This is a genomic window from Paraburkholderia sp. EG287B, assembly GCF_040965595.1.
Taxonomy (GTDB): Bacteria; Pseudomonadota; Gammaproteobacteria; order Burkholderiales; family Burkholderiaceae; genus Paraburkholderia.
Map to the genome: position 1 here is coordinate 91,590 of NZ_JBFRCG010000013.1, position 20,989 is coordinate 112,578.

General features: G+C 65.8%; 17 protein-coding genes. 7 read left to right on the top strand and 10 right to left on the bottom strand.

Features of this window, described 5'->3' with window-relative positions:
- Positions 1–9 precede the first annotated feature (9 nt).
- Positions 10–921: a CHAD domain-containing protein gene (locus AB4Y40_RS24255; RefSeq protein WP_368689957.1), complete on the bottom strand. Its 912-nt coding sequence runs from the start codon at positions 919–921 to the stop codon at positions 10–12.
- A 232-nt stretch (positions 922–1,153) separates the two neighbouring features.
- Between AB4Y40_RS24255 and AB4Y40_RS24260 the strand changes: the two genes are divergently transcribed.
- Positions 1,154–1,522 (top strand): NUDIX hydrolase, encoded by a 369-nt coding sequence (locus tag AB4Y40_RS24260; RefSeq protein ID WP_368689958.1) that lies wholly within the window; start codon positions 1,154–1,156, stop codon positions 1,520–1,522.
- Positions 1,523–1,632: 110 nt separating this feature from the next.
- Here the strand turns inward: AB4Y40_RS24260 and AB4Y40_RS24265 are convergent, their stop codons facing one another.
- Complete coding sequence (locus AB4Y40_RS24265; protein ID WP_368689959.1) at positions 1,633–2,121, bottom strand: hypothetical protein; 489 nt, start codon at positions 2,119–2,121, stop codon at positions 1,633–1,635.
- 230 nt (positions 2,122–2,351) lie between these two features.
- Between AB4Y40_RS24265 and pstS the strand changes: the two genes are divergently transcribed.
- Positions 2,352–3,377, top strand: a complete 1,026-nt coding sequence (gene pstS, locus AB4Y40_RS24270; RefSeq protein WP_368689960.1) for a phosphate ABC transporter substrate-binding protein PstS — start codon at positions 2,352–2,354, stop codon at positions 3,375–3,377.
- A gap of 81 nt (positions 3,378–3,458) precedes the next feature.
- Here the strand turns inward: pstS and AB4Y40_RS24275 are convergent, their stop codons facing one another.
- From AB4Y40_RS24275 to AB4Y40_RS24285, 3 genes are all read right to left on the bottom strand, one after another.
- A complete protein-coding gene (locus tag AB4Y40_RS24275; RefSeq protein ID WP_368689961.1) occupies positions 3,459–3,656 on the bottom strand; it encodes a DUF3562 domain-containing protein in 198 nt (65 codons plus the stop codon).
- Between the two features lie 136 nt (positions 3,657–3,792).
- Positions 3,793–4,497: a response regulator gene (locus AB4Y40_RS24280; RefSeq protein WP_368689962.1), complete on the bottom strand. Its 705-nt coding sequence runs from the start codon at positions 4,495–4,497 to the stop codon at positions 3,793–3,795.
- 7 nt (positions 4,498–4,504) lie between these two features.
- Positions 4,505–5,959, bottom strand: coding sequence for an ATP-binding protein (locus AB4Y40_RS24285; RefSeq protein ID WP_368689963.1), 1,455 nt, complete (start codon positions 5,957–5,959; stop codon positions 4,505–4,507).
- 232 nt (positions 5,960–6,191) lie between these two features.
- Between AB4Y40_RS24285 and AB4Y40_RS24290 the strand changes: the two genes are divergently transcribed.
- The 4 genes from AB4Y40_RS24290 (at position 6,192) to AB4Y40_RS24305 (ending at position 10,317) form a co-directional block, all read left to right on the top strand.
- Positions 6,192–6,923 carry a response regulator transcription factor gene (locus AB4Y40_RS24290; protein WP_342919856.1) on the top strand — a complete coding sequence of 244 codons (732 nt, stop codon included), beginning with the start codon at positions 6,192–6,194 and terminating at the stop codon, positions 6,921–6,923.
- 286 nt (positions 6,924–7,209) lie between these two features.
- Positions 7,210–8,175 carry a glycosyltransferase family 9 protein gene (locus AB4Y40_RS24295; RefSeq protein ID WP_368689964.1) on the top strand — a complete coding sequence of 322 codons (966 nt, stop codon included), beginning with the start codon at positions 7,210–7,212 and terminating at the stop codon, positions 8,173–8,175.
- 89 nt (positions 8,176–8,264) lie between these two features.
- Positions 8,265–9,137, top strand: coding sequence for a glycosyltransferase family 9 protein (locus AB4Y40_RS24300; RefSeq protein ID WP_368689965.1), 873 nt, complete (start codon positions 8,265–8,267; stop codon positions 9,135–9,137).
- A 67-nt stretch (positions 9,138–9,204) separates the two neighbouring features.
- Positions 9,205–10,317 carry a glycosyltransferase family 4 protein gene (locus tag AB4Y40_RS24305; protein ID WP_368689966.1) on the top strand — a complete coding sequence of 371 codons (1,113 nt, stop codon included), beginning with the start codon at positions 9,205–9,207 and terminating at the stop codon, positions 10,315–10,317.
- Positions 10,318–10,326: 9 nt separating this feature from the next.
- Here AB4Y40_RS24305 and AB4Y40_RS24310 read toward each other — a convergent pair whose 3' ends face one another.
- The 3 genes from AB4Y40_RS24310 to AB4Y40_RS24320 form a co-directional block, all read right to left on the bottom strand.
- Positions 10,327–11,229, bottom strand: a complete 903-nt coding sequence (locus AB4Y40_RS24310) for a transglutaminase N-terminal domain-containing protein (protein ID WP_368689967.1) — start codon at positions 11,227–11,229, stop codon at positions 10,327–10,329.
- Positions 11,226–13,859 (bottom strand): circularly permuted type 2 ATP-grasp protein, encoded by a 2,634-nt coding sequence (locus AB4Y40_RS24315; RefSeq protein ID WP_368689968.1) that lies wholly within the window; start codon positions 13,857–13,859, stop codon positions 11,226–11,228. Before AB4Y40_RS24315 ends, AB4Y40_RS24310 begins: the two co-directional genes overlap by 4 nt.
- 77 nt (positions 13,860–13,936) lie before the next feature.
- Positions 13,937–17,395: a DUF2126 domain-containing protein gene (locus tag AB4Y40_RS24320; protein WP_368689969.1), complete on the bottom strand. Its 3,459-nt coding sequence runs from the start codon at positions 17,393–17,395 to the stop codon at positions 13,937–13,939.
- A gap of 173 nt (positions 17,396–17,568) precedes the next feature.
- On the opposite strand from AB4Y40_RS24320, the gene AB4Y40_RS24325 reads away from it, so the two are divergent.
- Positions 17,569–18,642 carry a putative zinc-binding metallopeptidase gene (locus AB4Y40_RS24325; RefSeq protein WP_368689970.1) on the top strand — a complete coding sequence of 358 codons (1,074 nt, stop codon included), beginning with the start codon at positions 17,569–17,571 and terminating at the stop codon, positions 18,640–18,642.
- Positions 18,643–18,679: 37 nt separating this feature from the next.
- Here the strand turns inward: AB4Y40_RS24325 and AB4Y40_RS24330 are convergent, their stop codons facing one another.
- On the bottom strand, positions 18,680–20,128 hold the full coding sequence (locus tag AB4Y40_RS24330) for a circularly permuted type 2 ATP-grasp protein (protein ID WP_368690167.1): 1,449 nt from the start codon (positions 20,126–20,128) through the stop codon (positions 18,680–18,682).
- Positions 20,129–20,296: 168 nt separating this feature from the next.
- Positions 20,297–20,956 carry a glutathione S-transferase family protein gene (locus AB4Y40_RS24335; RefSeq protein WP_368689971.1) on the bottom strand — a complete coding sequence of 220 codons (660 nt, stop codon included), beginning with the start codon at positions 20,954–20,956 and terminating at the stop codon, positions 20,297–20,299.
- Positions 20,957–20,989: the final 33 nt, after the last annotated feature.

Here is a 20,989-nt window from a genome sequence, read left to right on the forward strand (position 1 = left end):
CTTGCTGGTTCAGTCGGTAATGGCTCTCACCCTTCGCGAGGCCACGTCGATTCGCTGGTACTTCATGGCTTCCAGCCACTGCAATGACTTCTCGACGATGTCGGCAGGCACCTCGTCGAATGTCGTGTTGCGGATCAGGGTCTCGCTCGCGGCAATGTCGTTGAACTCCCCTAGCGTCTTTTGCACGGACGTCAGCTCCTTGATGGTGCGCTCGTGCCCGCCTTTGATCACGGGTTGAAAAAACTCGAGCAGATAGCGCAGCTTTTTACCGGCCTTGCGCACGTCATGAAGACTCTCCTCGTGGCCGGCCTCGCTTCGCGCGGCGCGTCTGCTGCGCTTTCGAAGCGTGCGCTGCGCCATGCGGACTCGCCGCCTGGCAAACGCGCGGATCGGCAGATCATCGCAACTCGACTGCAGCGTGGTTTGCGCGCGCAGCACGGCGTCGTTCAGAAATGCCTCGACGGCGTCGCTCTTGATCATGGCCTGGCTATGCGCCACCGCTTGCGCGCGCTTCTCGCGCGCGGCGCTCACGAGCAGTTCGATGAAGGCGTCTGACTTCTGTGCGGTTTTGAGGAGATCGCCTGCGATGTCCCAGTCGCGCGTTCCGCCCGCCACGGCGGCCAGGCGCTTGAATTCTTCGCTGGCGTGCGCGGTGGCTTCCTCGCCGAGCCAGGGCGAGTACGCCCAATACAAGGCACGAAGTTTTCTGAAGGCCACCCGAAGCTGATGAAACGCTTCGGGGTCGACTTCTGTTGCGAGGGATTTCGTTCTTTGCACCACCTCGACGACCACTGGCATGGCCAATGACGAGAAGGTGCTGGCGATGGAGGTCTTGCTGGTGAGTGACGCGGCGGAGCGGCGCCGATCGATTCTGAGGCGAGTGCGCGGCCGTGGCAGCGGCCAGTCACCGTCCATATCCATTTCAACCTCGAGTCTCACAAAAACAGGTTGGCCCAAACCATACCATATGGCCGGTTGGCAATCTAATCTTCGTGACGATTTGATGAAGTGTGCAAATTCTGACAAGTTGACAGCCTTTGCGTCACCGGCAGGTTGAACTTCTGATTTTCTGTATTACGATGCTTACCTACGTCAGGCGTTGCTTTGCGGATGCAGCGAGAAGCGCCCCCCGGGAACGAAGTGGGAGTTCGAGTTGAAGAAACGGGCCACCGTGATCTGCCGTAGAGGTAAGCGAATACTCCTGGTAGCACGCAGTCAGTCGAAGTGGGCACTACCGGGTGGCATATTGAAGCGCGGTGAGCATCTTACGGAAACCGCGCTTCGGGAACTCAAGGAGGAGACGCGGCTGCTGGGCAAGTCGGCCAGGTACCTGTTCGACATTCGCGGCAAGCAGAAACACCATCACGTGTTCTCCTGCGAAATACCGAGGCAGGCCAAGGCACGGCCGAGCAGCGAGATAGCCAGGTGTCGATGGGTCCATCTCGACGACATCCCGCGCCTGCTCACCAGCGGTCCAACAACCGATATCGTGCGGCTGATCAACCAGCGGCGCAGGAAGTAACACCACGGCCCTCGTGGTGAGGGATTGAACGCCCACGGCGTTCAATCCGGATGCATCTGCCTTCCCCAGGCAGATACCCCAAGCCCAACATCACCAACGCTTCGCGCCCATCAGGCGTTTTCGTCGCCTTTGGCCGGACGGCCCGTCTTGACGGTCTCGAGCGCTTCGATCGCAGCCAGCAGCCGCTTCTGCGGGGCCGCTTCCAGCAGTTGAAGGCCGGCGCGCAAAAGTTCGCTCTTTCTCACCGCAACACCGGCCTCGAGGCACTTGCGCTTGAGGAGCGCGATGCGCTGGTAGTCCGTCTTGGGCATCGTGAAGCTGTCGCGCACGACCTTGTCTTTCTTCACGCGCTTGGCCTTGACCTTTTCGGCGGGTGCAGCCGCAGGTGCAGGAGCCGGTGCCTCCGCAGCGCCGTTAGCGGGCTTCGCCGCCGCTTTGGATACGGCCTTTTTGCGTTTGGACTTTACCGCCGCTTCTGCTGCAGCTGCCGCAGCGGGCTTTGCTGCTTCGCTTTGCGCCTCCGCGGTTGCCTCGGCTGCCGCGGACTTCGGGAAGTGGAACGCCTTCTTGGTGGGTTTGCGTGTGGTCGCTACAGTCATGTCGATCTCCGGTCTGAAAACGGTATAAACAGTATATACTGTTTATTGCGACATTCCACCCGCGCCGCGATCTGCCTTCGAACCTGTTCAATGAGTCCTTGCTAACACGTCTGCTGAATGGTGACGTCAGCATCCATAAGTTCTCTTTTGCGATCGACTGCAGTGTCACCCAATCGTCACATTGCGAACGTAACGTCCAGCGCATCAATAACGATTTTAAGGAGTACGGGATGAGAGTCAGTCTCTTTGCGATTGTCATTCTCGCGCTGGGCACGGGCATCGCCCAGGCTGCGGATATCACGGGCGCGGGCAGCACCTTCGCGGCGCCGATCTACACGAAATGGGCCGACGCCTATCAGAAGTCGGGTGGCGGCAAGGTGAATTACCAGGGCATCGGCTCGTCGGGCGGCATCAAGCAGATTCAGGCCAAGACCGTCGACTTCGCGGGTTCGGATGCCCCGCTCAAGGATGACCAGCTGGCCAAGGACGGCCTGTTCCAGTTCCCGACGGTGGTCGGCGGCGTCGTGCCGGCGATCAACGTGCCGGGCGTGAAGCCGGGCGAGATCACCTTGTCGGGCCCGGTGCTCGGCGACATCTACCTCGGCAAGATCAAGAAGTGGAACGATCCGGCCATCGTCGCACTGAACCCGAAGGTCAAGCTGCCTGATCTCGACATCGCCGTGGTCCGCCGCGCCGACGGTTCGGGCACCAGCTTCATCTGGACGAACTACCTTTCGAAGGTCAGCCCCGAGTGGAAGAGCAAGGTCGGCGAAGGCACGACCGTGAACTGGCCGACCGGTACGGGCGGCAAGGGCAACGACGGCGTCGCAGCCTTCGTGCAGCGTCTGCCGGGCGCGATCGGCTACGTCGAGTGGGCGTACGCGAAGCAGAACCACATGGTCTACGCCGCGATGAAGAACGAAGCGGGCACGGTCGTTCAGCCGGACACCGAAACGTTCAAGGCGGCGGCCGCCGGCGCGGACTGGAAAAAGTCGTTCTACCAGATCCTCACGAACGAGCCGGGCAAGGACGCATGGCCGGTCGTCGGCGCGACCTTCGTGCTGGTGCACACGGCGCAGGACAAGCCTGAGCAGGGCAAGGAAACGCTCAAGTTCTTCGACTGGGCTTTCAAGAACGGCTCGTCCGCCGCCGATAGCCTCGACTACATCTCGCTGCCGGAGTCGGTCGTCAGCGAAATCAAGTCGCAGTGGAAGGAGAAGGTCAAGGACGCGAGCGGCAAGCCGATCGCACCTTGATCTGCAATGGAATGCGGGCGCGCGCATGCATGGCGCGCGCCTGCATCTCCAGCCACTCAGAGCGCTCGGGGCTGCACGAGCCTAGTGCGCGTCTGTGCGCAAGCTCCGCAGATTTTCGCGCACGCGCCGCGCGACCAGCACGGTCAGGTAATCCATGATGCGCGCGCCGTCGCTGAATGCCGCCCAGGTTTCTTCGTACATCCTGGAAACGGTCTCCATGGGAGCACGGGTCTCGGCTGCAATCGCCTTTACGAGTTCTTCTGCGGCGTGCTGGTTCATCGATGCCTCCATGCGTATAGAGGGGAACGCGGGAAGGCCATTAGACTGCATCGCGCGTCCGGCACGCCAATACATTTAGCCTATCTACCGGCGCCTCTCGTTCGATGCGGATTCGTCGGTGTACAGCCTGTCAAATTCATTCGCCGGCAGGCGCGATCTCCAGGCGATAACCCACACCGTAAATCGAGCGGATCATGTCCTGCTCGGGCCGGATCGACTGGATCTTGCGCCGCAGGTTCTTGACGTGCGAGTCGATCGTGCGGTCGGCCACGACCCGATGATCGTCGTATAGCGCGCGCAGAAGAAAGTCGCGCGCGTAAATGCGGCCCGGGCCCGAATGCAGCAGCGCAAGCAAACGAAATTCGATGGGCGTGAGGTGCAGATCGCGGCCGTCCAGGCGCGCGGCGTATTGCGTAACATCGATCGAAAACGGCGAGGCCACGGTGCCTTCCGCCTCCTGGTGTGCGCGCGCCAGCAGTTCGGCACGACGCAGGATCGCTTTCACACGTGCTACGACTTCGCGCGGACTGAACGGCTTGCACACGTAGTCGTCGGCACCCAGTTCGAGCCCGAGCAAACGGTCGATTTCGTCCACGCGCGCCGTGATGATCATCACGGGAATGGCGGAGAACGTGCGAAGTTCGCGGCACACGTCGAGGCCGCTGCGTCCGGGCAGCATCAGGTCGAGCAGCACCATCGACGGTTGATGTTCGCGCACGTAGGGCACGACCTCGCGGCCGTCGGCCACGATCGCCGTGGCGAAATCCTCCTTCGCGAGGTAGTCGGCGAGCAGGGCCGCGAGCTTCGGCTCGTCTTCGACGATGAGGATGGACGGCCGCATGGTCGGATCAATCATGTTGCGTGTGTAGGCGAGGAAGTTGGACCAGGATCCGCAGCCCGCCGAGCGGGGAGCGCGATGCCTCGATGGTGCCGCCGTGCTGCTCCACGATGTGCTTGCACAATGCGAGCCCGAGACCCGCACCGCCGCTTTGACGACTGCGCGATGGGTCGACGCGGAAGAACCGGTCGAACAGATGCGGCAGCAGCGGCGCAGGAACCGGCGGAAACGAATCTTGAACGTCGACATGGATGTCGTTGTCGTTCGACGTGACCGAGAGCCTCACGCGGCCACCGGCATTGGTGTAGCGCAGCGCGTTCTCCAGCAGGTTTTTCCACAGTTGCGTGAGGCGATAAGGATCGCCCGAGAGCGTGGCGTGCGCGTCGTCGGGATCGAATTCCAGCGCGATGTCCTTGGCGGCGAGGCGCTCGCGAAATACGTCGCATGAAGCTTCGACGATAGGCACGAGGTCGAGCGGCACTTTCTCGAATGAGAGCTGGCCGATGTCAGCCAGCGAAAGTTCGTAGAGGTCGTCGATCAGCTGGCTGAGCATCGCGACTTCGGACTGCAAAGAAGCGATGGTCGCCGCGTCGGGTCGGCGCACGCCGTCCTCGATCGCCTCGAGCTCGCCGCGCAGCACCGAGAGGGGCGTGCGCAACTCATGCGAAATATCGGCGATAAAGTCGCGCCGGTCGCTTTCGGCCTTTTCGAGCGACGCCGCGAGCCGGTTGAAATCGCTCGCGAGCATCTGCAATTCGTCGCTGCCTTTGGCCGGCACGCGCGTGGCGTAGTCGCCGCCCGCGAGGCGATGCGTGGCCGTGACGATCCGCTTGATCGGCGTGAGCAGCGTACGCGCGAGGATGATCGACATGGCGGCGGAGAGCAACGCGGTAAAGCCCACGATGATCCACGTCGCCTGCAGCTGGCGGTCCTTGAAGCGCTGCTCCGCCTGGTTGATGAGCGAGTTGGGTCCCGCCACTGCGATCCAGCCGACCGTTTGGCCCTTGACACGCAGCGGATGGCGTACGGCGTCGGGCGGCGGGGGCGGCCCCGCGCTCGTGACGCGCTTCATGTTTGCGTCGTAAAGCGTGTAGGGCGGGCGAAACGGCCGCGGGCGTCCGCCAAGGCCGGGGGCGAAGGGACCGCCGTTGCCGTCGTCGCCGTGGAAGCCGCCCGGCGCATCGGGCGGGCGGCCGTCGCCCGGCGGCGCGCCTGGCGGCGGCCCGCCATCGAATGGAGGCCGGTCCTGCGTGGACTCGCGAGCGAAATCCCAATTGCCATGCTGGGCGTACGAGGCTTCCAGTTCCTGCTGGAGCGCCGCCAGCTCACTCGCACTTTGCTCCTGCAGAAAATCCACGAAGCCGAATTCGAAACTCGTCCGGATCGCGACGCCCATGGCCACCGCAGCGAGCACGCAAGCCGAAAGAATCGCGAGGAAGAGTTTGGAGGTGACGCTGACTTTCATGACGGGTTCAGCAGGGAGCAATAGAGGCGAGTGCGAAATTATTCGGCACTATTTTCGCCCGAAGCGTACCGTAAGGGGTACGTGGCCCGTCCGAATCCACATTTTCTCCAGATTTCCCTTCTTTTTCCTGCACCGTTGTTCCGTATGATCCGCTGCAGATCGAAGCGCATCCATGCGTTCGTGCGCGGGATCCGGATGGAATGACGTGCATCACAGAGGAAGGGACAGATCGATGGACATTCACGTGCTGCTTGTCGAGCCCGATCAGGCGTATCGGGACGACCTGCGTACTTATTTGCAGCGGCAGCAGATCGCGGTGTCGGTGCTGTATGGCGTCGAGCGGCTGGAGCAGCGTCTCGCGCGCGAAACCCCTTCGCTCATTATCCTGCGGCATGATGCGCTCAGGATCGACGGCATCGCAGCGCTGCGCACGCTGCGTGAGCGAGGGTGGCTGACGCCCGCCATCATCGTGAGCGAGTCCGCCGACGTGGCCGACAAGGTGCTCGCCTTCGAATTCGGCGCCAACGACTATATGGTCGATCCGTTCGATCCTCGCGAACTGCTCGCGCGCCTGCATCATGCATTGCGCTGCAAGATCGATTACCCTGCGTCGCCGCGTAGAGAGACGAAGTACGTCTTCGACGGCTTCGAACTCGACGCCATCGACAACCAGCTGTTCAGGGACGGACTCAAGATTCCCGCGCCTCCCCTGGTGCTCGCGGTGCTCGCGGTGTTCGCCGCGAACCGCCTGCGGCCGCTTTCGCGCGAGCGCATCGTGAGCATGATCGATCGCAATTCGTCGCTTCACGCGCGCAGCGTCGACGTCGTCGTCTTTCGTCTGCGCAAGCTGCTCGGCCTGTCGCCCTGCGGCCGCCAATATATTCAAACGCGCTATAGGGATGGTTATGTGTTTTGCCCTGACGACGCGCTTCCCGATCTGGACCAGGCTGCTGCCCGCGCGTGAAAAAAACCCGGCGATGCGCCGGGTATGCAAAGGGTTGAAGGTAAAGCACCGTTCATCCGCGGTCGAGGCTTCCCGCGCAATGTCAGGCGAAGACCAGCGTAGCAGGTGACGTCGCATTCACGAAGCCCAGAAACATTGCTAATTCTTTACGTGTAATCGGGCGCGTAACGTTCGCGCGCGCCGGCGTGGCGCGAAAGAAATGCGCAGAAAGATCACGTAACCCGCGAATCGCGCCACAGTGGCACCATGCGTGTCCATAGCCGAAACCCGATCAGACACGCAACCGATGCCACAACCCGCCCGTGTGAGTCACGCACAGCACGACACGCCAGCAACGGGTCCCTCCATTGCGCACGCGAAAGCACCCAACGCGGCGTTCGTGATGTCGCCGGCGCTAGGGGATTCGCTGAATCTGCTGGTCATCGCGCACAACCTCGTGCGAGCGGGCTGGCAGGTGGAAATATTCGGAGATCATGCGTGGTCGCTTGCGCTCTGGTTCCCGCACCTGTCGATGAACCCGGCGCTCGGCGAGGAAGCAGCGCGCGACAGGCTGGCGAGCTTCGGCGTCGTGGTGCAGATGCACCGCGAGCGGCCGTTCAAGCATCTGCGCACATGGCATCCGGGCTTCGTCGACCTGCACGACATCGAATATGCCGATGACGGCCGGTGCATGGCGCAGCGTTTTGCGGCGTTCGCAGCGGCTCATTTCAGATTGCAAACCGTCGAGATTTCGAACGGCATTCGTGCGCCGCTGGATTTTCAGCGCCGCCGTTACGCCCAACGCGTGGCGGTGCATCCGGAGGCCAGTACGGCCGACAAGCGCTGGCTGGCGCAGCGCTTCATCGGCTTATCCCGGCGGTTGAGCGGGGAAGGCTTTGCGCCCGAGTTCGTGGTTGCCGACAGCGAGCGCTCGCACTGGCTGCCGCTTGCCAGCGTAGCGCCGCCGTTGCGCTCGTTTCGCGATACGGCCGGGCTTGCGGCGTGGCTCTACGAATCGGGCTGGTTCATCGGCAACGATTCGGGCTTGGGGCATCTCGCTTCGGCGCTCGGCATACCGACGCTGACCGTATTTCGCCGGCGACGTATCGCGCAACGCTGGCGCCCGGGATTTCAGCGCGGCGAGATCGTGCTGCCGCCGTGGTGGGTGCCGACCGCGGGGCTCAAGGAAAAGTGGTGGCGCGAAAGCATCTCGGTGAGACGCGTGTACCGGGCCTTTCTGACATTGCGGGCGCGCGTGGCGTCGATGACCTGAAGCCTGCATCGCGATAAACGCATGGCGGGGTCCGCTACGCATGCCGAATATAAATTTAGTCTTGCTAACGTATAAGCCTTCGCACAAAAATGAAAGTTCAGATCCAGGGCAATGTTGCGGTGGCGTTGCCGCCGCCGATCGGCGACAGCCTCATCGGGCTCGTGCTCGTCAACAATCTGATTCGCAACGGCTACCGTCCTATCGTGTTTGGCTGGGTCGCCGAGCAGCTTGCCGACTGGTTTCCCCATATGACGGTCGGCTATCAGGCGGCGTATGCAGGCGCCTTCGATACGGTGATCGAACTGCGTCCGACCGAGTTCGGGCCGATGCTGAGCCGCACCGGCAAGACGTTGCGTCTGGCTGACCTGCCCGAATATGGCGGCGGGAAGCACATGGTCGACCGCATCGTCGATATTGCAGCGAATGTGTTCGGGCTGCGCGACGTGACGCATTCGAACGGGCTCGTCGTGCCGCCTGGCGTGCAGCGCGGCCGTTTCGCGGATCGCGTCGTGATCCATCCGACGGGCAGCCACCGCGAAAAAATGTGGAGCCGCGAGAAGTTTCTCGCGCTCGCCGACGAACTCAAGTGCGCTCACTTGCATCCGGGCTTTCTCGTTGCGCCCGGCGAGTTCGCCGCCTGGCGGCAAAGCACCATGCAAGGCCACGAGGTTCACTCGCTGCCGCGACTCGAAGACGTGGCGACATGGATCGCCGAGTCGGCGTGGTTCATCGGCAACGACTCGGGTCTGGGCCACCTCGCTTCATCGATCGGCGTCCCCACGCTCACGCTTTTCATGCGGCGCGGCCTTGCCCGTACGTGGCGCCCGTGCTGGGGACCCGGTCAGGTCGTATTGCCGCCCAACGTCATCCCGTTCGGCAATCTCAAGGAGCTGCTATGGACGAAGCTGCTCAGCGTAAGGCGTGTGATGGCGCATTTTCAGGCGCTGCAGGCGCGCTCATGAGCGCAAGCCGTCAAACGCGGCCCGGCGTAAAGGACTGGATCGGCCAATATTGGAGGAGCGGATCGCCATGAAACTCGGTGTTTCCTGCAATGTCATGAAGCATAGCGGCGGCATGGAGCGTTATGCGAGAGACCTCGCGCGCGGCATTGCCGAGCGCGGCTTTCGACCCGCCTATTTCGCGCGCAAGCTCGACCACGCGCTGCCGGAGTATGCGATGGTCGAGCCGCATCGCATCAACGTGTCGTTTCTGCCGGGCAAATTGCGCGATGCCTGGTTCTCGTGGCGGCTGCGCCGTGCGAAGCGTGTTGCGGACGTCGACGTCATGATCGGCTGCAACCGGGTCGACAGTTCGGATATCGCGGTGTGTGGCGGCACCCATCGCGGGTTTCTGCGCGCAACAGGCCGCAGACTCAAGCTTGCCGACCGTTGGCAGATTGCGCTGGAAGAACGCCTGTATGCCAATGCGGCGATCATTCTCGCGCACTCACCGTTGATGCGTGACGAGCTGATCGAACTGTACGGGATCGATGAAGCCAGGGTGCGCATTCTGCGTCCCCCGGTCGATACGGCGCGCTTCACGCCCGTCGATGCGGCTGCGCGCGCTTCGCTGCGCAAGCGGCTCGGCTTCCAGGACAACGAGCGCGTGCTGCTCTTTCCGTCGAGCAGTCATGTGCGCAAGGGACTGCCCCTCATTGAAGCCGCCGTGCGAGACCTGAAGGAACCCGTCGTCGTCGCGGTGGCGGGCCGCCCGGTAGCCAGTCACTCGCCGCACGTGCGCTACATCGGCTTTCAGCGCGAAATCGAAGACTGCTTTCGCGCGGCGGACTTCTCGATCCTCGCTTCCGCCTATGAGCCGTTCGGGCTGGTGGGGATCGAATCGGTCATGTGCGGCACGCCGGTGATCATGCCGTCGACGATGGGTTGCGGCGACGTGATCGCCACGCATGCGAAACACGTGTTCGAGCGGGGAGATGTGCGGTCGCTGCGCGAGACGATCAGGCGCGCAGTCGCGAGCCGGCTTGTCGGAGAGAACCATAACGAGAACGGGCAAGCCGTCCTCTACGACGCCAGCGTGGCCGGGCACGTCGACTCGCTGCTTTCGCTGGCCAGCCAGGTTCACACCAGATGGAGCATCAGCCCGTTGGCGCCTTATACGGCGCCGCTTCGACGCCGGGTCTGAGCGCGGCCGTCATTCCGCGCTCACGTTGACCGCCACATCCACCTGATGCGCGCCGCCGCCAAGAATGACGCCGCGCAGGAGCGACACGTCGGTGTAGTCGCGGCCGATGGCGAGCGTCACGTGGCCCTGGTCGGCGAGCACGTCGTTGGTCGGATCGAGATCGATCCAGCCAGCAGGGGGGGCAGACGGCGCCGAAGGCACGTAGAGCGACACCCACGCATGCGAGGCGTCCGCGCCGATCATCGGTTGGGCGCCTTCAGGCGGGTCGTTGCGCAGATAGCCGCTCACGTAACGCACGGCGAGCCCGATCGAGCGCAGGCAGCCGATCATCACCTGGGCGAAGTCCTGACACACGCCGTGGCGCAGTTCGAAGGCGCGCGCGGCGGGGGTGTCGAACGACGTCGCCGAGGGGCGGTACGCGAAGTCCGCGTGGATGCGATGCATCAGGTCGATCGCGCCAGCCAGAACCGGGGCGGCGGGCGCGAAACTCTCCAGCGCGTAGGCACGCAATTCCGGCAGCAAGGCGATATTCGGCGAGGCGCAGCAGAATTCCGACTCCGCATGGAAGGCGCCGCCCGCCGTGTAGCGCAGCGTTCGCGCGATGTCTTCCCAGGCCGGCGTGCCGTCTGCGTCGAGCGTCGCGTAGCGCGGCGAGAGCAGCACGCTCGTTTCGCTCGTCATCTGCAAGTAGTCGTGCGGCGCGTCGAACGAGAAGTAGAGCACCTCGTTGCCGAAGGCGTCGCGGCGGCTCGTCTGATACGAGGGCGCGGGTTCGATACGCTCGCGGTGCGCGAGCACGCGCTGCCAGGGCAGGTCGAGCGGGCGGATGGTCGCGAGATGCTGCGCGGTCTCGACGAGCGTCGAATAACGGTAGGTCGTGCGGTGCGTGACCGCGAGGCGCGTGCCGTTCATGACCAGACCTGCGCGGCGAGCGGCGCGGCGTGGCTGAACCAGCGCGCGCTGATCTCGTTCGACATCGCGGCCATGCGCTCGGCGAGGCTGTCGCACAGTGCGGTGAGCGCGGGGTAGCGGCCGTCGTCGCCGGGCTCGCAGAGCGCCTCCAGCGTCGGCAGCGCCTCGACGGGCGCGAGCTGCGAGGCGAACGGCTCGCGCCTCGGGCCGCGCGCCGCCTGGGCGATTTCGTCGAGCCGCGCGCGCAGCCGCGCATAGACGCCATAGAGCCCGCGCGGATTGGTCGGGTCGGTCACGATCACGTCGAGCAGGGCGGGCACTTCGAGTCGCCCCGGATACAGCGAGCGATACGTGAGCGTGCTGTCGAACAGTTGCAGCAGCACGTCGAAGCCCGCGGGCGTGGCGAGCGTGCGTTCGTGTGCGGCGATGCGGAGCATGGTGGCCAACGCGGCCACGCGTTCAATATGGCGCCCCGCGAACAGCAGGCGCCAGGCTTCGTCGCGAGTCATGCGGTCGCCCTGGCAGCCGCTGATGGCGCTCAACTGCGTCGCGAGCGCATCGAGTGCGCCCATCAGCGCCATGCGGTCGTACGGCGTGGGGCGCCTGAATTCGATCGCCGCGCCCTGACGCGCCGCCGCGGGCACGAGCGAAAGCGCGTGGAGCGCGTCGCGGAAGTCGTTGCGTGAGGCGAGCACGGTGCGCCAGTGATCGTTCGACAGCCGGCCGCGAATCTCGCCGCACGCGTACGCCTGGCTCGCGAGCGTGCGGCCGATGCCCGTTGCGCCCGCATTCTCGTGCAGATTGGCCACGAGCACGCGCTCGAAGTCGTCGAGGCTGCGCCGGGCTTCGCTGACCGTGGCGGGCACGAGCCCGTTGGCGGCGGCCAGTTCGATGAAGGTGCCGAACAGCTCTTCGGCGTCGCTGCCTTCTAGCGAGCCGAGAATCAGCCGGCACAGGCGCACGCCGTTTTCGGCGCGTTCGCCATAACGCCCCGCCCAGAACAGGTTCTCCGCCGAGCGGCTCGGCACGCGGCGGCGCTCGCGGCGCAGCTCGCCGGGCTTGATCGGGCTCGGCAGGAGCGTGAAGGTCGAACCGGGCTGGCTCGACAGGACCCAGGTATCCACGCTGCTGCCGCCCATCTGCATCGATACGGATTCCTGATGTTCGGCCGCGAGGCGCGTGAAGCCGCCGGGCAGCACGCGCCAGCCGCATTCCTGGTCGGCGATCGCGTAGACGCGCAGCCCGGCAGGCCGCGCGCCGAGCATGCCCGCGCCGGTTTCATAGCGCGGCGTATAGCTGTAGCGCAGGGGCTGCTGGACCGTGAAGGCGTCGGGCAGCTGCTCGATGCGCTCGCGCCAGTCGGCGAGCGTTTGCATGCCGGCGGCGAGTCCGGGCGGCGCGGACGGCGCGTTCGCCGCGCCCGGCCACGTCGGCACGAGCAGCGCCTCGGGGACCTGCGCGAGCGCATCGCGCCAGGCCGCGTCTTCGCCGCACCACCAGGTCGCGATGCCCGGCAGCGCCAGCTCCTCGCCGAGCAGCGCCTGCGCGATGCCGGGCATGAAGCCGTGCAGCGCGGGCGATTCGACGAAGCCCGCGCCGGGCACGTTCGAGACCATCACGTTGCCCGCGCGCATGACCTGCAGCAGGCCCGGCACGCCGATGGTCGAGTCGGCGCGAAGCTCGACCGGGTCGCAGAAGGTGTCGTCGAGGCGGCGCAGCACGGCGTGCACGCGCTCCAGCCCGTCGAGCGTTTTCAGGTACAGCATGTCGTCGCGCACCGTGAGGTCCTTGCCCTCGACGAGCGTGAGGCCGAGGTAGCGCGCGAGGAACACGTGCTCGAAGTAAGTCTCGCTGAACGGCCCCGGCGTGAGCAGCACGATATGCGCGGACGCGCCGCTCACGCTGCGCTCGTCGGCGCTCATGATCGCGCGCGCCGCCGCGGCGAGCGTGGCGACGAGCTGCGAATAGGACGGCGCGAGTCGGTGCACCCGCATGGTGCGAAACGGCTCGGCGAAGAGGCTCGAGACGATGAGCCGGTTTTCCAGCAGATAGCCGAGTCCCGAGGGCGCTTCCGTGCGGTGCGAGACGACGGTCCACAGGCCTTCGGGCGAGCGCGCGAGGTCGAGCGCGACGATCTGCAGATACTGGCGGGCGGGCGGCACGAAGCCTTTCACCGCGCGCAGATAGCCCGGGTGGCCGAACACCAGTGCGGGCGGCAGCAGCCCGCGCGCGAGCAGGGTTTGCGGCCCGTAGATATCGGCGACGATCTCGTTGAGCAGGCGTGCGCGCTGCGCAGCGCCGCGCTCGATCTGCGCCCATTCGGCTTCGTCGATGATGAACGGCAGCACGTCGAGCGCCCACGGCCGCGGTCCGCCCGCGTCCGCGTAGACGTTATAGGTGATGTCGTTCTCTCGCACCTGGCGCGCGACCGACGCGGCCGCGCCGTCGAATCCCGCCACGCCCGGCTTGCCGAGCAGCCCGAAGAACTGCCGCCACGGCTCGCGCAGCTCGCCTTCCGCCGTTTGCAGTTCGTCCCAGTGTCCGGCGCGCACCGGCAGCGTGCGCAGCGGCGCGCTCGCCGGCTCGTCGCTGGCGGAGGAATCGAACGGCAGGGTGGATTGGGTGGGCAAGATCGTGGGTCGTGGCAGCGCGCCTCGTTCATGAGGCGCGCCTTCGGTTAGGGCTCTTGACGGGTTATCGGCCGCAATCAGCCGCGGCGTAGATCCAGTGTGAACGGAAATTCGAGGCTGCGCTCGGGCGGCGCCACGTCCACGGGTCCCGGCGTGTGGCCGGTCGTGAAGAAGCGCGCGCGCCGCCGGCTTTCGGCCTCGTAGGCGTTGACCGGAAACGTCTGATAATTGCGGCCGCCCGGATGCGCAACATGATACTGGCATCCGCCGATCGCACGCGCGCTCCAGCTGTCGACGATATCGATCGTGAGCGGCGCGTGCACGCCGATGGTGGGATGCAGCGACGCCGCCTGCTGCCACGCGCGAAAGCGCACGCCCGCCACGCTCTCGCTCACGCGCCCGGTGGGCTGCAGCGGCAGCGCGCGGCCGTTCACGGTGACGACGTGGCGGCTTTCGTTGATGCCGAGCACGCGCACTTCGAGCCGCTCCACCGACGAATCGACATAGCGCACCGTCGCGCCGGCCCCGCCTTCTTCGCCCATCACGTGCCACGGTTCGAGCCCATGGCGCACCGAGAGCGCGATGCCGCTCGTGTGCAGCTCGCCGACCAGCGGGAAGCGGAATTCGAAGTGCGGCGCGAACCAGGCGGGATCGAGCGCGAATCCCGCCGCGGACGTTTCGGCGAGCACGTCGTCGAAATCCATCTGCACGAAGGTCGAGAGCATGAAGCGGTCGTGCAGTTCGGTGCCCCAGCGCGTGAGGCGCTGCGTGTACGGCGTCTTCCAGAAGCGCGCGACGAGCGCGCGCAGCAGCAGTTGCTGCGCGAGGCTCATGCGCGCGTGCGGCGGCATTTCGAAGCCGCGCAGCTCGAGCAGGCCGAGTCGGCCGGTCGGGCCGTCGGGCGAGTAGAGCTTGTCGATGCAGAACTCGGCGCGATGCGTGTTGCCGGTCACGTCGATGAGGATGTTGCGCAGCGTGCGGTCGATCAGCCAGGGCGGCACGCGCGGTCCGTTGTCGAAGGGGCTGCCGAAGCCGCGCAGCAGATCGACCTGACGCTGGATCTCGGCGAACGCGACTTCCAGTTCGTAGACCTGATCGTTGCGCGCTTCGTCCACGCGCGGCGCCTGGCTCGTCGGCCCGATGAAGAGGCCCGAAAACAGGTACGACAGCGACGGATGGTTGTGCCAGTAGGCCACGAGGCTAGCGAGCAGGTCGGGGCGGCGCAGGAACGGGCTGTCGGCGGGCGTGGCGCCGCCGAGCACGAGGTGATTGCCGCCGCCAGTGCCGGTGTGGCGGCCGTCGAGCATGAACTTCTCGGTGGAGAGCAGCGTTTCGTGCGCGGCCTGATAGAGGAATTCGGTGCGCTCGACCAGTTCGTCCCAGTTCGACGACGGGTGGATGTTCACCTCGATCACGCCGGGGTCGGGCGTGACCTGGAGCATTTTCAGGCGCGGGTCGCGCGGCGGCGGATAGCCTTCGATCACGACGGGCAGCGCCAGCTCGGCAGCGGTGGCTTCGACGGCGGCCAGCAGGTCGAGGTAATCGTCGAGTTCGGCGAGCGGCGGCATGAAGACATGAAGCTGGCCTTGCGCGCGGCCGAAGGCGGCGGCTTCGGCTTTCGGCCCGGCGGCGCGCGCGGGGTCGCGTGCTTCGACGCACAGTGCGGTGCGGTGCGTCCAGGCGGCGGATTCGCCGCGCTCGGGGTAGCGGTTTGTTTCGGGTCCGTTCGCGCCCCCCGCGCTTCCCGCGTTTTCTTCGCGCCGCAACGACGCGGCAGCATCGAATCCCGCCTCGTACTGCATGCGCAACTCGGCCGCGCTGCGCAGCGGCGCAGGCGCGGCGAACGGATCGCGCGCGTGCTGCCACGGGTAGTCGCCCGCCGCGATCCACGGCAGCGAATCGAGCGGCAGACGGTAGCCCATCGGCGAGTCGCCGGGAATCAGGTACATGCGATCGTCGCGGAAGAACCACGGGCCGCTCACCCAGCGCGGGCCCTGCAGGGCGGGTTGTGCCGCAGGCGGCTCGCCGCGCTCGCACGCGAGCGGCAGCACGTAGCCGGTCACGGTGTCGAGGCCCGCGTCGAACACGCGGCGCAGCCGCGTGCGTTCCAGCTCGTCGTCGAGGCGCGAGTCGAACGGATCGACGTTCACGGGCAGGCGGCGCTCGCGCCACAGGTAATACCAGGTGTCCTCGTAGCCGGGCTGCACGTGTTGTGGATCGACCGCGAGCTTCGCCGCGAGGTGTTCGATGAAGCGCTGGGCGTCCGCCGCGGTGTGGTGGGTCGGCGAGCGCTCGTCGGCGAAGAGCGCGGGATCGCGCCAGCAGGGCTCGCCGTCCGCGCGCCAGAAAAGCGAAAGCGCCCAGCGCGGCAGCTGCTCGCCTGGATACCACTTGCCCTGGCCGATATGCAGAAAGCCCAGCGCGCCGTAGTGCGCGCGCAGCTTGTCCATCAGCGCGATGGCGTAGCGGCGCTTGGTCGGGCCGAGCGCGTCGGTGTTCCATTCGGGCGCGTCGCGGTCGCCCGCCGCCACGAAGGTCGGCTCGCCGCCCATCGTGAGCCGCACGTCCTGGCCGGCGAGCGCGGCGTCCACCTGAACTCCCATCGCGTGCATATCGGCCCATTGCGCTTCGGTGTAGGGCTTCGTCACGCGCGGCGTTTCGAGCACACGCGAGATCGACATTGCATGCGAAAACTCGACTTCGCATTCGTCGAGCGCGCCCGAGATCGGCGCGGCGCTGCCGGGCTCCGGCGTGCACGCCACCGGAATATGGCCTTCGCCCGCGAGCAGGCCCGAGGTCGGATCGAGCCCGATCCAGCCCGCGCCCGGCAGATAGACCTCGCACCAGGCGTGCAGGTCGGTGAAGTCGGCCTCGGCGCCGCGCGGGCCGTCGATCGCCTTGACGTCGGGCGTGAGCTGCAGCAGATAGCCCGACACGAAGCGCGCCGCGAGCCCGAGCTGACGCAGCGTCTGCACGAGCAGCCAGCCCGTGTCGCGGCACGAGCCGGAGCCTTTCTCCAGCGTTTCCTCGGGCGTCTGCACGCCCGGCTCCATGCGGATCAGGTAGCCGATCTCGCGTTGCAGGCGCTGGTTCAGCTCGACGAGGAAGTCGATCGTCACGCGCGGCGTGCGATCGATCGTCTCGACGAACGCGGCAAAGCGCGGTGTCGGCTCGCTGTGCGCCAGATAAGGCGCAAGCTCCGCGGCCAGCTCGGGCGCGTACGCGAACGGAAAGCGCTCGGCGCTCGGTTCGAGAAAGAAGTCGAACGGGTTGTAGACCGCCATTTCCGCGACCAGATCGATCGTGACGCGGAACTCGCGCGTCGGCTCGGGAAACGCGAGCCGCGCCTGATAGTTGGCGAACGGGTCCTGCTGCCAGTTGACGAAGTGACCGGCGGGCTCCACGCGCATCGAGTACGAGAGGATGGGCGTGCGGCAGTGCGGCGCGGGGCGCAGGCGCACCACGTGAGGCGCGAGATGCACGAGCCGGTCATAGCGATACTGCGTGACATGGTTTAACGCGACACGGATGGACACACCCGACTCCTCGATCGACATGGATGGAACGGCGGAAAAGGCGCAGCGCGCAGCGCGCCTATGATGCGCATGGCGCGAGTGCAGGATGTGACAGCGGCGGCCACGCGGGTGCGAGGCACGCGGCGTGCTGCGCGAGGCACCGTGGCCCGCGCGGCCCTCACAGGAATGCGGCGATGAAGACCTTTCACTGCGATCACTGCAGTCAGCTGGTGTTTTTCGAAAACGAGCGCTGCGAGCGGTGCGAGTCGCGCCTGGGCTACGTGCCGCAGACGGGCGAGATGCACGCATTCGAGGATGCGGGCGAGGGGCGCTGGCGCAGCCTGAATGCGCAGGCAAACGGTGCGCTCTTTCGCCAGTGCCACAACTACGCGGTCGAAAACGTCTGCAACGGCATGATCCCGGCCGACTGCGACGACACGCTGTGCCGCGCCTGCCAGTTCACGCGCACGATTCCCGACCTCTCGCGGCCCGAAAACCGCCTGTACTGGTATCGCCTCGAGACGGCCAAGCGGCGCCTGCTCTACACGCTGGGGGCGCTCGGCCTGCCGCTCGTCACGCGCGCCGAAGACCCGGAACACGGCCTGCAATTCGAATTTCTCGAAGAGACGGGCGACGGCCAGCGCATCATGACGGGCCACGATCACGGGCTCATCACGATGAACATCGCCGAGGCCGACGACGCGCATCGCGAGCGCACGCGCGTGTCGCTGCACGAGCCGTATCGCACCTTGCTGGGGCATTTTCGCCACGAGGTCGGCCACTACTATTTCGATCGTCTCATCGCGCAGGAGCCGACGGGGCGTTGGCTCGAACCGTTTCGCCGCCGCTTCGGCGACGAGCGCGCCGACTATGCCGCCGCGCTCGCCGCGCACTACGCCGACGGCCCTGCGCCCGACTGGGCCGAGCGCCACGTGAGCGCGTATGCGTCGGTGCATCCGTGGGAGGACTGGGCCGAGACGTGGGCGCATTACCTGCATATCGTCGATACGCTCGATACGGCCACGGCCTGCGGCCTCGCGCTGCTGCCCGAAAGCCCCGACGAGCCCACGCTGGTCGACCAGACGCCGGTGGACGAGGCGAGCTTCGACAGCCTGCTGGCGCGCTGGTTTCCGCTCACCTACGCGCTCAACAGCCTGAACCGCAGCCTCGGCATGCCCGACGGCTATCCGTTCGCACTGGCTTCGCCCGTCATCGACAAGTTGCGCTTCGTTCATCGCGTGATCTCGGCTTCGTCTTCGCGGCCGTGAACGCCCACGCGCCGCGCGAGTTCGTTGCTGCGCGGGCTCAGCGCTCCAGCACCCAGGTGTCCTTCGTGCCGCCGCCCTGCGAGGAATTGACCACGAGCGAGCCCTCGCGCAGCGCCACGCGCGTAAGCCCGCCCGGCACCATGCGCACTTCCTTGCCCGAGAGCACGAACGGACGCAGGTCGATGTGGCGCGGCGCGACGCCCGATTCGACCCACGTCGGGCAGGTGGAAAGCGAGAGCGTGGGCTGCGCGATGTACTTGTCCGGGTTCGCGACGAGCGCGGCGCGAAACGCTTCGATCTCGGTGCGCGTGGCAGCGGGACCGATCAGCATGCCGTAGCCGCCCGCGCCGTGCGTTTCCTTCACGACCAGCTCCGGCAGATGGTCGAGCACGTAGCGCAGGTCGTCGGCCTTGCGGCACATCCACGTGGGCACGTTCTTGAGCAGCGGTTCCTCGCCCAGATAGAAGCGCACCATGTCGGGCACGTAGGGGTAGATCGACTTGTCGTCGGCCACGCCCGTGCCTACCGCGTTGCACAGCGTCACGTTGCCCTTGCGGTAGACGTTCATGAGGCCCGCCGCGCCGAGCGCCGAGTCGGAGCGGAAGACGAGCGGGTCGAGAAAGTCGTCGTCCACGCGCCGGTAGATCACGTCCACGCGCTGCCGGCCCTGCGTGGTGCGCATATAGAGGTGATCGTTCTCGACGAACAGGTCCTGGCCTTCCACGAGCTCGACGCCCATTTGCTGCGCGAGGAACGCGTGCTCGAAGTAGGCCGAGTTGTACATGCCCGGCGTGAGCAGCACGACCGTCGGATTGTCGGTGCCGGACGGCGCGGCGGCACGCAGCGTGTCGAGCAGCAGGTCGGGGTAGTGCGCAACCGGCGCCACGCGATTGCGCACGAACAGATCGGGAAAGAGCCGCATCATCATCTTGCGGTTTTCCAGCATGTACGAGACGCCGGAGGGCACGCGCAGATTGTCTTCCAGCACGTAGAACTCGCCCTCGCCGGCGCGCACGATATCGATGCCCGCGATATGCGCGTAGATGTCGTGCGCGACGTGCACGCCCTGCATCTCGGGGCGGTACTGCGCGTTACGCAGGATCTGGTCGGCGGGCACGATGCCGCGCTTGACGATTTCCTGCTCGTGATAGATGTCGTGGATGAAGCGGTTGAGCGCGTTCACACGCTGGCGCAGGCCGCGCTCGAGCGTGTTCCACTCCTGGCGCTGGAAGATGCGCGGGATCACGTCGAACGGAATCGTGCGCTCGGTGCCCGCACCCGATACGTCCTTTTCGCCATAAACGGCGAAGGTGATGCCCACGCGCCGGAAGATGGCATCGGCTTCGGTGCGCTTCTTGAGCATCTGCTGCTCGCTCTGGCTGCGCATCCAGGCGAAGAATTCGCGGTAGTGGGCGCGCGGCTCGCCGGCCTGCGCAAACGCCGTGGCGGCGAGACCGCGAACGTCGAAATCCCCGTACTCGAACATCTCGTTGAAGGCTGTTGGCTTCATGTGCGTTTTTTCCGTTCGCTGCCTTTTTGCGCGCGATTGTTCGTGTTTGTTCGTGCCGGGCTGCATTGGGGCAATGCAACTTCCATGCCGATGCCTGGCCTGCGAGCGCAAGCCCTCATGCCCGATGTTGGTGCGCGGCGACGCTCAGAACTCCATATCGAGTTCGTCGATGTCCTCGGTTTCCGACTGGGCCGCCGCGATCCATTCGGCGACGTAAGGCTGCTTGAGCACGCGCATGCAGTAGTCGCCGATGTCGGGGTCGATCGGCACGTCATAGGTGAGCAGGCGCGTGACGACGGGCGCATACATCGCGTCCGCCGCCCCGATCTCGCCAAAGAGCCACGGGCCGCCATACTTCTGCAGGCATTCGCGCCAGATAGTCACGATGCGCGCGATGTCGTCCTGCGCGCGCGACCAGACGCGAAAGTTCGGAAAGTGGCCGCGCAGGTTCATCGGCAGCGCGGAGCGCAGCGCGCTGAAGCCCGAATGCATTTCCCCGCACACCGAGCGGCAGTGCGCGCGCGCCGTGCGGTCCGCAGGCAACAGCCGCGCCTGCGACTGGATCTCGTTGAGGTATTCGCAGATCGCGAGCGTGTCCCAGACCGCGATGCCGTCGTGGCGCAGGCAGGGCACGAGAATCGAAGGCGAGAGCAGCAGCAGTTCGGCACGCGTGGCCGCGTCGTCGAGCGGCACCGTCACCGTGTCGAATTCGAGTCCGGCGAGTCTGGCGAGCAGCCAGCCGCGCATGGACCACGACGAATAATTCCGGCTGCTGATCGTCAGGGTCGTATTCGTCTGACTCATGGAGAGCTCCTGAACGGTGAGGCCATGACGGCA